This window comes from Williamsoniiplasma somnilux (genome assembly GCF_002804005.1).
GTDB lineage: Bacteria > Bacillota_I > Bacilli_A > Mycoplasmatales > Mycoplasmataceae > Williamsoniiplasma > Williamsoniiplasma somnilux.
Map to the genome: position 1 here is coordinate 1 of NZ_CP024965.1, position 14,150 is coordinate 14,150.

A 14,150-nucleotide genomic window follows, 5' to 3' on the forward strand; every position below is an offset into this window, starting at 1 on the left:
ATGGATGGTTCGACAATGATAAAAGATTTACAAAATTGACTGTCTTCTTCTGATGAAATTGATCAACAAATTTATAACGACTTTTTGGCGACTGCAAAATTTGTAGAAAACAAGGAAAACGATTATTATATCGTTGTTAAAAGCACTTTTGGAGCTAAAATGGTGGATCCTTTTTTACCTATTATTAACAAGAAAATAAAGAGTTTGATAGGTCAAAATGTCTTATTAACAACATTATCAGTTGAAGAATACAAAAAAGAAACAAAAATTTTACAAGCGAAGAAAAATAAAGAAAATACAGACTATAAATTTAGTTTTGAAACTTTTGTTCAAGGTGATAGCAACACTCAAGCTTTTACAGCGGCTAAAACCGTCGTAAAAGCCCCCGGAATGTTTAATCCGTTATTTATTTATGGTGATTCTGGACTGGGGAAAACTCACCTTTTAAAGGCTATAAAACATGAACTGAAAGGAAAAAACAGCGATTTAAATTGTATTTATGTAAATTCTGATGATTTTGGTAGACAAGTTGTTGATGTAATTAGAGAAGGACATGAAAAAATCGAAAACTTTAAAAGAAAATACACTGAAGCAGATATTTTATTAATAGATGATGTGCAATTTTTAGCAAAAAAAGAAAAAACTAATGAATTTTTATTCACTATTTTTAATCACTATATCGAAAACGGAAAACAATTGGTGTTTTCTTCTGATAAAGTACCAGATCAATTAAACGGGTTTGATGCAAGATTGATAACAAGATTCAACCTTGGATTAACCGCACCACTGAATGCTTTAGATTTTTTAACAGCATTATCAATAGTGGAGGTTGAATTAGAAGAAAATAATCTAAAAGATAAAATAGCCGATGATGCAAAAGAATATATTTCTAAATATTTTGCAAATGATGTTAGAAAAATAAAGGGTTCAATTGCTAAAATTAATTTTTGAATCATGACTAATAACACAGGTAAAATCGTTGATATGAGTGTTGTTACAGAATTGTTTAAAGACATTCCGACATCAAATTTAGGAATATTAAATGTAAAAAAAATTAAAGAGGCTGTTGCTGAAAAATATGGTATTTCAATTAAGTTGATGGAAGGTAAAGCTAGAGTTCAAAACATTGTTAACGCAAGACATGTTGCAATGTACTTAACAAAAGATATTTTGGATCATAGTTTAGCGCAAATCGGGACAGAGTTCGGTGGTAAAGATCACTCTACAGTAATTTCAGCACTTAAAAAAATTCAAGCAGAAATCGCTAAAAACAAAGAGTTTAAGAAAATTATAGAAATATTAAAATCAAAAATCTTGAGCAAATAAAATTAACGAGGTTTTTATGTTGATTGTTGTGTGTTATTTTTTTATTTTTTATATAAAAACGCTTAATTTATCTGTTTATAAAGAATTTATAAACATTTTAACAATGTAATAATAATGATAAATAGATATAAATAAATAATAATCATTTTTTTGAAACATCATTCAATAGTAATTGTTGTTATTTTATAAGATAATATTAATAATAACTGAGGTACACTAAATGCAATTATCGATAAACAGAAGTATATTTTTAGAAGAATTAAGTAAAGCTAATAAAATAATTGATGTGAGAAGTGTTGTTCCTTTATTGGGTGGGATATTAATTGAAGTTGACGTAGATAAAATGACGATTATTTCATCTAGCGGAACACTTTCTTATAAATCTGTTCTAAATCAACAAAATTCTGATTTAGAAATAAAAGAAATAGGAAGAATATTAATAAAATCTAAACACATTCTTGATATGTTAAGAAAAATTGAAGACGATTTTATAGATCTTACATCTATTGAAAACAATGAATTAAGAATTAGTACAAAAAATATTGAATTTAATATTAATATTTTAGATTCTGAAGAATATCCTTTAATCGGTTTTAGAGAAAAAGGTGTAAAAATAAATATTGATCCAAAAAGTTTAAAACAAGCTTTAAATCAAACAACAATTTCGATTTATGAATGAAACAAAAAAATCGCTTTAACTGGTGCTAATTTTAAAACAGAAGAAAACAATTTAATTATTTCTACAACGGATATGCACAGAATTAGTTATAAGAAAATATATTTACAAAATCAAAATGTTGAAGATATAAATATAATAATTCCTTATAAAACAATAATTGAATTACCTAAATTTATCGAAGGCGCTAAAAACATTGAATTAGTTGCAAGTGAAGGTTATGCATCATTTATAATAGATAATTCGATTTTTCAATCAAATTTAATTGATGGACAATATCCAAAAGTTGAAGGGGTTTTCCCGAAGGAATTTACAAACACAATCACAGTAGATTCTAGAAAATTTTTAAAAACATTGAGCAGAGCAGATCTACCAAGCGATGACGGATTAGCTGCAACAATTAATTTGAAGTTAACAAAAGAAATTTTATTTGTCAGAACCAACGTTGCTGAAATCGGTAATTTTGAAGAAGAGTTTAAAGAATTTTCAATTCAAGGAGATGGAGATTTAATGATCAATTTTAATTCTAAATTTTTACAAGAAGCAATTAAAACTTTTGAAGGCGAAGAAATCGAATTGAAATTCGTAAACTCTGCAAAAGCTGTTGTAATAAATAAAAAGAATGAAGATAACTTAAAACAAGTTGTGTTACCAACATTTTTAGGTTAAAAACTATTAATAAAAAATCTTTAGGCATTTTCAAAAGCTAAAAGATTTTTTATTTATCGTTATATATTTTTAATATTTTTTCTTTAAATTGTTTTAAGGTTCCATTGTTGTTGACGATTTTTGTTGATACATCTTTAACTTTTAAAACACCATTATTTATTTTGAATTTATCTTTTTGTTCGATTTGTTTTTTAATATCATCAAAAGTTAATTTAGGATTATTTTTTGATTCTTTTAAAAATTCTCTTTCGGCTCTTTTTTCTAAATCTACTTCAATGTAGATAACTTCAGTTTTAAATCTTTCATCACCAATAAACGACTTTGCTAATTCTGATCTATAAAGCGATTCTAGGGAAATCGCATCACATTTATTTATCAACATAAATTGATAAATATAATCACGAAATTCTTTAAAAGCTTCTTCGGTATTTTTGTAAAACATATTTAAACTTTTTTCTTTACTTTCAGAATTCATACTCATACCTTTATTTTGAATTATCATTTTTTCGAAATAAATAATTTTTAATCTGAAGATACCATTAAATTTTGCGATTTCTCCAGCACAAGATTTACCACATTCACTTAATCCTGATAAAAAATATATTTTTTTAATTTCCATACCTAACAAGCCTTTCGCATAAATATTGAACCTATTTTTTAATTTTTATTGTACCTTCAATGATTGAATTACCCGCAGCTTTGGAAACTCTTGCCGGAAAGTTAAAGAAGTCTTCAAAAAAAGATTTAACACCAAGAATTTTCGCTAAATCACCAGTTACAATCAAACCATTTTTAACAATTCCTGTTCTTGTTTGTATCGAACATTTTTCAAGAGTATGTGTAATCATTGTTTTATAAGAAGCAAATAAATTTGTAAAAACCTTTTTAAAATCAGAATCAGAAACTGTAATTTTTTTAATTTCCCCAGTGGTCATGTCCCTACCACTTATAGAAATTGATAAGTCATCTCTTAATTTAATCAAACTCCCAATGCTAAATTTAATTCTTTGCACAGATTCATTGTCTATAATTAACGCAATTTTGTTCTTAAAATAAAGTTCAATTTGTTTGTTTATGTCTCTTTCTGCTAAATTAGAAACACTTCATGAAATAATTTTTTCATCAACAATAACACCAATATATGCTTTAGAGTAAGAAATATCCAACACTAAATATCCATATTCGTCTTTGATGTTTGCCCCTGCTCCAATAGCTGCTAAAATCAAACGATTTTCAAAATATACTTTATCGGGTTTGTATTCATCAAGAAGATTTAAAATAAATTCATTATTGTAATTGTTTTCGTCAGGATTATAACTAACAAAAATTTCAGCATCTTTTAAATAATCCTCTAAAGGTTTTAAGATTTCATTCATCATTAATTTAAAAATGGCTGTATCTTGAATTTCTCCATCCATAATTGGGTTAAAAACAATTAATGGTGCTTCAATTTTATTAATTAATTTTTTAGCATCAGCTCCAATTGCCAATATCTCTCTAGTTTTCTTGTCTCAGCAAACCAAAGAAAAATCATTGTAAAGAATTCCGTTTTCTTTTGAAGTTATTTTGATTAATTCACCACCAAAAACAATACCAATTCTTTTTGACATATAACATTCCTCTAAAGATTCCTATAATATTAATTTAACATTTTAAATTAGAAAAGAAGTGATTCCATGATAAAAGAAGTCATAATTGTTGAGGGTAAAACTGATACTCAGAAATTAAAAAAAATTTTTGGTGAAGAAATTAAAACCATCGAAACCCATGGATTAGCATTAAATGATAAGACACTTAGTTTAATAAAAAAAATAAACGAAAATCAAGGGATAATTATTTTTACAGATCCTGATGGTCCTGGTAAAAAAATTCGAGAAAAAATAAATAATTATGTTGGTGGTAAAACCAAAAATGCTTTTGTTGAAAAATCTGCAATTAATAAAAATAATAAAAAAATCGGAATAGCTGAGGCTAATCCAGAAGATATTAAAAATGCTTTAGATAATTTAATAACTTTTAACAGCAACAACTTAGAAACAATTACATGAAACCAATACTTAGAAAATGATTTTTATTTAAAAGCAAACAGAATTAAAATTTGCAATCACTTTGGTTGAGATGAAAAAATTAGTTCAAAAACTTTATTTAAATGAATCAATTTAACTCAATTAACAATTAAGCAAATTCAAAATATTTTAGGAGATTAAAAATGGAAATTAGAGCAAAAAAACATTTCGGTCAAAATTTTATCAGTGATGAAAATTTAATTAACAAAATTGTTGATACACTTGGTTTTGATAAAGATATGTTGATTATTGAAATCGGACCAGGAACAGGAGCATTGACTCAAAAATTAGTAAACAGATTTGAAAGGGTTGTTGCTATTGAAATTGATAAAGATATGGAAAAAATTTTGAAAGCAAAAATAACTAATGATAATTTTAAATTTATTCTTGGTGATGTTCTTGAAATTGACTTTAATAAAATAATTGAAGAAAACAAAATTTACCCAAAGCAAAAAGTTGCATTAATTTCTAATATGCCATATTACATTACTGGTGAAATTTTGTTTAAAACATTAAATTTATCTAAGGAATTAACTAAAGCAGTTTTTATGATGCAAAAAGAAGTAGCTACTAGAGTTTGTGCTAAAAAAGGTGAAAATAATTATAATAATTTATCTGTTGCTGCTGAATTTTATGCAGATAAAAAATATGAATTTACAGTTAAAAAAGCGATGTTTAGACCAATCCCTAAAGTTGATTCCGCAATTATTTCTTTAACTTTTAAAAATGAAAATTTAACAAAAGTTGATAGTGATAAAAAATTTGTTGAATTTGTTAGAAAATTATTTAATAATCGCCGCAAAACAATTTTAAATAATTTAACAAGTATAACCGGTGATAAAACTTTTGCTGCTGAAATTTTGACAAAAGCTAATATTCAAAATAATTTGAGACCGGAAGTTATTTCGCTTGCAGGATTTATTGAAATTTATAACAATAAACAAAAATAAGGGTTCGCCCTTATTTTTGTTTTATATATTCAATAATTTTCTTTTGATCTTTTTTGTCTGTAGAAATTAATTGCACCATTGAATTAGTTCCTCCACCTCTTAATGAAGTTGATTCTCCAAGTTCGCTAGCAATTTTTTTAAGATCATAATCCATATCCTTGTTACGAATAAAGACAGTATTAATTCCATCTTCATTTTGATTAATGAAAACAAAAACCTTACCATGATTTTCATTTGCTAAAACTGTTGCTTTGTTTAATAAAATTTTGTTTGTGTAATTCTTGTTTTCAGTTAAGTAAACAACAAATAAATCGTTTGCAAAATATTCTTTTAATTCTTCTTTAATAAATTTATCAACTAATATTTTTTCATATTCTTTTTTAAAAATGTTTACAGCTCCGATTAATTCTTGAGAAAGTTCATTAACTCTTTTAATTGATTGGTAAACTCATTCTTTTTCTAATTTACGAGCTTCTTGGATTAATTTTGATAAATCTTTTTCAAAACCATCTTCGACAGCGGATTTGTAAATTCTTTCCATATCATTAACAACCTTAGTTAATTTTTCTTCAAAATGTTTTTGAGCATATTCTTCACGAGCCGTCATATCAATTAAGACACGTTTTTGATTTCTGTCAAAATCTAAAAATCAAATCTTTTTAATTTCTCCAGTTGATTTAATGTGAGTACCACTACATGGTTCGATTACTATACCTGGAAATTCAACCATTCTTACTAATTCACCGTCACCAATTTTCGTAAATTCATAAATGTATTTTTTCTCTTCAGCTTCTTGAGGAGTAATTTCAAAAATATTAGATTTAATGTTTGTAGGAATAATGATGTTATTAACTTTTTCGGTAACATTTTTAACTAATTCAGCAGTTATGTAATCATCATAAGCAAATTGTAATTGGTATTTAACATCGTCAAGTTTTGAACCAATTTCTAAAACGTAATGTCCAACAGCGTTGATAATTGATTGTCAAGTAACATGAATAGCAGAGTGATGAATTGATGTACGATATCTCGCTACTTCATCAACAATTGTTTCTAATTCATCACCAACAGCAATTGTTAAATCGTTTGTGTTAATTTCGTGAATGTAATATCCATAAACTATATCTTTTCTAACATCATTAAATTCAATGTTTTTTCCTTTAAATTTAATTGCTCCTTTATCACTCACTTGTCCACCGCTCATTGCAAAAAGAGCTGTTTTATTTAAAATAACAAAACCTTTACCTGTTAATTTGTCGACTTCATTTAATTTTTCATCAAATAAAGCTTGAATAGTCCCGATTGCTGATAAATTTTCATATCCGACAAATTCTGTTTTAGGAAATGAAAAACTTTCAAATTTTGAAAAATTATCTATCATATTTTTTCTCCTTAATATTTTGTATTGTAGTTATTTTATTTCTTTTTTAAATTCAAAACAACAAATGAAGTGTTTTTGAATTTAAATAAAGCAAAAAATTAGCAAAACTAATAAAATTAACAAAATAAAGGCGTAAAGATAAATTTCTTTTAAAAAGCACTATAAATTATGGATTTTGATAGAATTCTTTGTGAAAGGGTCTTAAAACCTTTTTTAAGCAAAATAAGATATAATTATCATAGTTATTACGAAAGAAGTAAGGGTATTAAAAATGTCAGAACAATATGGATCAGATTCGATTAAAGTCCTTAAAGGATTAGAAGCGGTTAGAAAACGCCCAGGAATGTATATTGGCTCAACTTCTAAATCAGGACTTCATCATTTAGTTTGAGAAATTTTAGACAACTCAATCGATGAAGCGATGGCAGGGGCAGCTCATGAAATCAAAGTTTCAATTACAAAAGATGGAGAAATAATTGTTCAAGATGATGGACGTGGAATTCCTGTTGGAATCCAAAAAGATTCTGGTAAATCAGCTTTAGAATTAGTTTTTACTCAACTACATGCTGGGGGAAAATTTGACTCAGACTCATATAAAATTTCTGGAGGTTTACATGGAGTTGGTGCTAGTGTTGTTAATGCACTATCTTTATATGTTGATGTAATTGTTGAACGTGATGGAAAGAAATTTCATCAGTTATTTAGTAATGGAGGAACTATTCAGAGTGAACTTGAAATTCTTAGTGATTCATCAAGAACAGGAACAACTGTTCGTTTTAAACCTGACCCAGAAATATTTCAAGAATCTGTTAATTTTGATTACATTACAATTAAAAACAAAGTTAAACAATTAGCTTATCTAAATAAAGGAATTAAATTAAATTTAGTCGATGAAAGAATTGATAAAGCGGTTAACTTTCATTTCCCAAACGGAATTTTAGATTATGTTCGCGAAGAAAATGAAACTAAAACTAAAATTAATCCTAATGTGTTTTATACTGATGGAAAATTTGAAGATATCGAGGTTGAGGTTGCTTTACAATATAATGCCGATTACAACGAAAACTTAATAACATTTGTAAATAACATTAATACTCATGAAGGCGGAACACATGAAGATGGTTTACGTCAATCACTAACAAGAGTTATTAATCGCTATGCTGAAAAAGTTGTCAAAGCAAACAAGCAACCACAAAAATTTAGTTGAGATGACGTTAAAGAAGGTGTTATTTGTATTTTATCAATTCGCCATACAGATCCTCAATTTGAAGGCCAAACCAAAACTAAACTTGCAAATCCTGATGCTAAAAAAGCAGTTGATACAATTGTTGGTGATGCATTTGAAGAATTCTTATTAAAATCACCAGATGATGCCAAAGCAATTTTAGATAAAAACACAAATGCTCAAAAAGCAAGAATCGCAGCACAAAGAGCTCGTGAAGAAACAAGAAGAAAAGGTGCTTTAGATACATTTTCTCTTCCTGGTAAATTAGCTGATTGTGAAACTAAAGATCCTACAATTGCTGAACTTTATTTAGTCGAAGGAGATTCTGCTGGGGGAAGTGCTAAAACTGGTCGAAACCGCAAACATCAAGCAATATTACCATTAAGAGGTAAAGTGCTAAACGTTGAAAGAGTTCAAGAAGCAAGAGCTTTTACAAATAACGAAATTAAATCAATTGTTACAGCGATTGGAACTGGAATCAAAGAAGATTTAGATTTATCAAAAATTCGTTACGGAAAAATCGTTATTATGACTGATGCGGACGTCGATGGTGCACACATTAGAACCTTATTACTAACTTTCTTCTATCGTTATATGAAAGACTTGGTAAGAAACGGAAATATCTTTATTGCTCAACCACCTTTATTTAAAATTGAGGCTGGTAAAAAAGTTGCTTATGCTTATTCCGATGCAGAACTAGAAGAATTAAAATTAGGGGATTTTAGTGGTTCTCGTTTTACAATTCAACGTTACAAAGGACTTGGAGAAATGGATCCAATGCAATTGTGAGAAACAACAATGGATCCCGAAAGAAGAACCATGTTGCAGATCACATTAGAAGATGCTGCGGTTGCAAATGAAGTGTTTTCTGACTTAATGGGAGAAGATCCTGAACTGCGTCGTGAATACATCCAAGAAAACGCTGAATTTGTTGAAAATATAGATTTTTAAGAATTAAGAAAGGTTTTAATAAAAATGAAAAATGGTAAAAAAATGATTTATAATGCCGGAAGTATGTTTACAGAGGCTCAATGAAATACTAGAAAAATTGAAGGGGCAGCATTAAAAGAAATGTTTCCAAACATGATTGTCGGGAACCCTGTTGATTTTGATACTAACCAATCAGATAGACCAACTAATGAACAAATATTTGATTTAGATTATGCTGAATTAACTAATGCAGATTATGTAATTTTTGAGATTGATGGTTGAGATTCAGGAACACATATGGAATTTGGTTTGTTATGAGAACAAGCAAGACATAATCCACAAAAACATTTGTTTGCAATTATTTCAGATTTCCGTTTTAAACAAGGAATTTTAAAAGGTGAAATTCCTGGTTTCGGATTAAACGAAATGATTTCGGGTTCATTTTATTCTAAACATTTAAACAAAGGTGAAGTTCCACAACTTATTGTTTGTGATTCTCATAAAACTGCTCGTGAAGCAATTCAAGCAATTGAAACTGGTGATACAAAAAACTTTAGACAAAGATTTGATATCAAAGAAATTTACCACGAAGAATCACTGTACCACGGATTTAAATAATTTTTATCAATAGCATAGAACGCAGGTGTAAAAAATGAGTGATAACAAAAATGAAAATTTAAATTTTAATCATGGAAAAATTAACAAGATGGACATTTCTACAGAGGTACGTAAAGACTTCTTAGAATATGCCATGAGTGTTATTGTTTCGCGTGCTTTACCAGATTTGAAAGATGGATTAAAACCGGTTCACCGTCGTATTATTTATGCAATGAATGATCTAGGAATTACTGCTGATAAAGCTCACAAAAAATCAGCTCGTATTGTTGGGGAAGTAATCGGGAAGTACCACCCTCATGGTGATAGTGCTGTTTATGAATCGATGGTACGCATGGCTCAAGACTTTTCTTATCGTTATCCATTAGTTGACGGCCATGGTAACTTTGGTTCAATCGATGGTGATGGAGCAGCGGCTATGCGTTATACAGAAGCGCGTTTGTCTAAGGTTTCAAATTACATTATTAAAGACATCGATATGAACACCGTTCCCTTTGTTGACAATTATGATGCTAGTGAAATTGAACCAGCATATTTAACTGGTTATTTTCCAAACTTATTAGCTAATGGAGCGATGGGGATTGCAGTCGGGATGGCAACATCAATTCCACCTCACAATTTAAGAGAGGTTGTTTCTGCAATTAATGCTTACATTGCAAATAACGAAATTACAATTGATGAAATTTTAGATAATCATATTTCAGGTCCAGATTTTCCAACAGGGGCTTTAATGACGAATGGTCAAAGAATGCGTGAAGGTTACAAAACCGGTCGTGGTGGAGTTATTATTCGTGCCAAAATTGAAATCGAAGAAAACAATAAACATTCAAGATTAATTGTTCATGAAATCCCTTACCAAACTAACAAAGCTAAAATTATTGAAAAAATTGCTGAATTAGTAAAAGATAAAGCAATCGATGGAATTTCTGATATTCGTGATGAATCAAATTATGAAGGAATCAGAATTGTTGTTGATTTAAAACGAGATGCTAATCCTGATGTTGTGTTGTCGAAACTTTACAAATATACAGCTTTACAATCAAGTTTTTCAATTAATCTTTTATCACTACATAATAACATTCCTGTGTTACTTGATTTAAAATCAATTATTAAAAATTATGTTGATTTTCAAATTAATGTAATTATTAAACGTTCTGTTTTTGAAAAAACTAAATTAGAAAAACGCGCTCATATTTTAAGAGCTTTACATACGGCTTTAGATAACATTGATCAAATCGTTTCAATTATTAGAAATTCAAAAACTAGTGAAGAAGCAAAAGAATTATTAACTAAAGCATTTAATTTTGATGAGGAACAAAATAAAGCAATTTTAGATATGCGTCTTCAAAGATTGGTTGGTCTTGAACGTGACAAAATCGCTGAAGAATTAAACCAAATTGCTCAACGTGTTGAATACTTAAATATATTAATTTCTAGTCAAGACGAACAAAACAAAGTTTTAAAAAACCAGCTAGAAGATATTGCTAATAAATTTGGTGATAATCGTCGTACTGAAACAATTAGTGAATCAGTGATGAACATTGAAGATGAAGAATTAATTCCTGATGTAAAAACTATGATATTTTTATCAGAACAAGGCTATATTCGTCGTGTTGATCCAGAAGAATTTAGAATCCAAAAACGTGGGGGTCGTGGAGTTTCTGTTAACTCAAATAACGATGATCCAATCGCAATTGCTACAATGGGAAAAATGCGTGATTGAGTTTTATTCTTTACTAATTCTGGTAAAGTCTTTAGAACCAAGGCATACAACATTAGACAATATTCAAGAACAACTCGTGGATTGCCAATTATCAACTTTTTAAATGGTTTAACTAAAGAAGATAAAATCACTGCAATCTTGCCATTACGAAATACTAAAGGTAAATTTAAATATTTAACTTTCATTACAGCTAATGGAATGATTAAAAGAACTGATATTACTTTATTTGATAGCATTAATCAAAACGGTAAAATTGCTATTAATTTAAAAGAAAATGATGAATTAGTGACAGTAATGCCAACAACAGGAGAAGACACAATTTTCATTGCTAATAAATCAGGAAAAGTTATCCGTATTGATGAAAAAATAGTTCGTCCATTATCACGTACTGCAAGCGGGGTTAAAGGAATTAAAATCGATGCTAATGATGTTGTAGTTGGCGCTGTTTCTTCATTTGGAGTTGAAGCTGTGACGACATTATCTGCTAAAGGTAACTTTAAGAAAACTCGCATTCAAGAATACCGTATCTCAGGAAGAAACGGTAAAGGAATTAAGGTTATGAACTTAAATGAAAAAACTGGAGCTTTTAAAGCTATCCTTGCTGCTAGAGAAACCGATTTAATTGCAATCATTTCAAGTGATGGTAACCTAATCAAAACCAAAGTATCAGATATCCCAACTCTAGGAAGATCTGCTGCAGGGGTTCGTGGAATTAGATTAAGTATTGATAACGAAATCAACGCAGTTACATTAGAATATCGTAAACATGGTGAAGAACACCAAGATTTTGAAGAAGATTAAAAATAAATCTTACACTATTAAACAAAAGTGTAAGATTTATTTTTTTTCAATATGTTAACCTTTATTATTTGATTTGAAAGCTATTATTTTTTTAATAGCTTCTGCTTTAACATAATCTATTGATGATCTTCCATATTTTCTAGCATCAAAGCCATCCGGATTTTCTAAGAACCATAGTTTAATTCCATTTGCAGCAGCTATTTTTAAATCTGTTCCAATATTTATTTTTGTTATACCTAAATTAATTGCTTCTTTCAAATCTTCTAATGGTACACCGCTTGAACCATGTAAAACAATTGGGGTTTCTATTTTTTCAACTATTTCCTTTATTAAATCTAATTGTAATTTAGGAGGAGACTTAAACAATCCATGAGATGTTCCTGCAGCAATTGCTAAAGCATCTACGCCTGTTAATTTATTAAATTCAATTGCTTCATTGATATCGGTAAAACCGTTCGCATTACTTGAGCGATCATCTTCCTTACCCCCAATATGGCCTATTTCTGATTCAACTTCTACACCATTAGCATGAGCATATTTGACAACTTCAATTGTTTCTGCAACATTTTGATTAAAATTTTTTAAAGAAGAATCCAACATAACACTTGAAAAGCCTGCATCAATAGCTTTTTTGATTAAATTTATATCGAAGCCATGATCTCAGTGCAAAATAACAGGAACTGTTGCTTTTTGTACTGCTGTAATTGCAAATGAAAAAACATAATCAAGACCCATGTACTTAGCAGCACTTTCGGTAACCATTAATATAACTGGTGATTTCGTTTCTTCGGCTGCCTCAATAATTCCCTTCATCATTTCTAAATTGTCAAAATTAAATGCAGGTATTGCATAACCACCTTTTCGTGCTTTTAGCAATTCTGCCTTCAAACTTATTTTCATATTTTCTCCTCAAAATTAACATATAATTAAATTATAAACAAATTTAAACAAATTTAAACTTTTTTAATTTAATTTAAAAATCTTTAAAAAAGTTTAAAATTTAATGTATTATAAAAAATGGAGGGTCATCGCTTTGTTAAAAGACGAAAGAAGAGAGTTACTTGTTAAAACAATTAATGAAAAAGGCTTTGTTAAAAACATATCTTTATCTGAATTAACCAATTCAACAATTCAGACAATTATTACAGATATTAACGAATTGCATAACGAAGGATTAATTATTAAAGTTTATGGAGGAGCAAAATCTGTTAACAACTCTACAAAACAAATGCAAGAACATTTTGAAGAAGAAAAAGAAAAGGTGAACATTGATCTAAAGGACAAAATAGCCAAAAAAGCTGTTGAGTTAATAGAAAATGGAGATTTAATTTTTTTGGATACTGGAACTTCCACAAAACAAATGACTAAATATTTAGCAAGTAAAAATGTTTCCATAGTAACAAATGGATTTTCGATTGCTATGGAATTATTAGAACAAGATATTGAAGTTTGTTTAGTGGGGGGAACAATTATCCCTTCAACCCATGCAACTGCAGGAGAACTTTCTCTTAAATTTATTGATAATTTCTTTTTTGATAAAGTTTTTATCGGGATGAATAATTTAGATAACAATAAATTTTACACAACAAACGTAAAAGAAGCTATGGTAAAAGAACGTGTTATTAAAAATTCTGAAAAATCTTTTATATTAATGGATTCAAGCAAATTTAATTCTAAAAATAGAATTAAAATTGATGTCAAAAGCGATACTGTTTTAATAAGTGAATACGCACCCTCTGATTACAAAGGAAAATTTATTTCCGCTTAATAAATTAATTTTTTTACATT

Annotated in this window: 12 protein-coding genes; 8 read left to right on the top strand and 4 right to left on the bottom strand. The window is 28.4% G+C overall.

Features of this window, described 5'->3' with window-relative positions:
- Both dnaA and dnaN read left to right on the top strand, forming a co-directional pair.
- Positions 1–1,326 (top strand): chromosomal replication initiator protein DnaA, encoded by a 1,326-nt coding sequence (gene dnaA, locus ESOMN_RS00005; protein ID WP_024863625.1) that lies wholly within the window; start codon positions 1–3, stop codon positions 1,324–1,326.
- A 220-nt stretch (positions 1,327–1,546) separates the two neighbouring features.
- Positions 1,547–2,671: a DNA polymerase III subunit beta gene (dnaN, locus tag ESOMN_RS00010; RefSeq protein WP_024863626.1), complete on the top strand. Its 1,125-nt coding sequence runs from the start codon at positions 1,547–1,549 to the stop codon at positions 2,669–2,671.
- A 49-nt stretch (positions 2,672–2,720) separates the two neighbouring features.
- On the opposite strand, the gene ESOMN_RS00015 is transcribed toward dnaN, so the two are convergent.
- Complete coding sequence (locus ESOMN_RS00015; protein ID WP_024863627.1) at positions 2,721–3,290, bottom strand: hypothetical protein; 570 nt, start codon at positions 3,288–3,290, stop codon at positions 2,721–2,723.
- A gap of 31 nt (positions 3,291–3,321) precedes the next feature.
- A complete protein-coding gene (locus ESOMN_RS00020) occupies positions 3,322–4,281 on the bottom strand; it encodes a rod shape-determining protein (protein WP_024863628.1) in 960 nt (319 codons plus the stop codon).
- A 66-nt stretch (positions 4,282–4,347) separates the two neighbouring features.
- On the opposite strand from ESOMN_RS00020, the gene rnmV reads away from it, so the two are divergent.
- Entirely contained in the window at positions 4,348–4,878 is a 531-nt protein-coding gene (rnmV, locus tag ESOMN_RS00025) for a ribonuclease M5 (protein WP_024863629.1), read from the top strand.
- 2 nt (positions 4,879–4,880) lie between these two features.
- On the top strand, positions 4,881–5,687 hold the full coding sequence (gene rsmA, locus ESOMN_RS00030; RefSeq protein ID WP_034942407.1) for a 16S rRNA (adenine(1518)-N(6)/adenine(1519)-N(6))-dimethyltransferase RsmA: 807 nt from the start codon (positions 4,881–4,883) through the stop codon (positions 5,685–5,687).
- A gap of 10 nt (positions 5,688–5,697) precedes the next feature.
- Here the strand turns inward: rsmA and ESOMN_RS00035 are convergent, their stop codons facing one another.
- Positions 5,698–7,068, bottom strand: a complete 1,371-nt coding sequence (locus ESOMN_RS00035; RefSeq protein ID WP_024863631.1) for an alanine--tRNA ligase-related protein — start codon at positions 7,066–7,068, stop codon at positions 5,698–5,700.
- 271 nt (positions 7,069–7,339) lie between these two features.
- On the opposite strand from ESOMN_RS00035, the gene gyrB reads away from it, so the two are divergent.
- From gyrB to gyrA, 3 genes are read left to right on the top strand one after another with little or no spacing between them, the layout of a single operon-like run.
- Positions 7,340–9,244: a DNA topoisomerase (ATP-hydrolyzing) subunit B gene (gene gyrB, locus ESOMN_RS00040; protein WP_024863632.1), complete on the top strand. Its 1,905-nt coding sequence runs from the start codon at positions 7,340–7,342 to the stop codon at positions 9,242–9,244.
- A gap of 24 nt (positions 9,245–9,268) precedes the next feature.
- Positions 9,269–9,841 carry a nucleoside 2-deoxyribosyltransferase gene (locus ESOMN_RS00045; protein ID WP_034942411.1) on the top strand — a complete coding sequence of 191 codons (573 nt, stop codon included), beginning with the start codon at positions 9,269–9,271 and terminating at the stop codon, positions 9,839–9,841.
- Positions 9,842–9,875: 34 nt separating this feature from the next.
- Complete coding sequence (gyrA, locus tag ESOMN_RS00050) at positions 9,876–12,362, top strand: DNA gyrase subunit A (protein WP_024863633.1); 2,487 nt, start codon at positions 9,876–9,878, stop codon at positions 12,360–12,362.
- Positions 12,363–12,416: 54 nt separating this feature from the next.
- Here gyrA and ESOMN_RS00055 read toward each other — a convergent pair whose 3' ends face one another.
- Positions 12,417–13,262, bottom strand: coding sequence for a class II fructose-bisphosphate aldolase (locus ESOMN_RS00055; RefSeq protein ID WP_024863634.1), 846 nt, complete (start codon positions 13,260–13,262; stop codon positions 12,417–12,419).
- 133 nt (positions 13,263–13,395) lie between these two features.
- On the opposite strand from ESOMN_RS00055, the gene ESOMN_RS00060 reads away from it, so the two are divergent.
- Positions 13,396–14,130, top strand: a complete 735-nt coding sequence (locus ESOMN_RS00060; protein ID WP_024863635.1) for a DeoR/GlpR family DNA-binding transcription regulator — start codon at positions 13,396–13,398, stop codon at positions 14,128–14,130.
- Positions 14,131–14,150 lie beyond the last annotated feature (20 nt).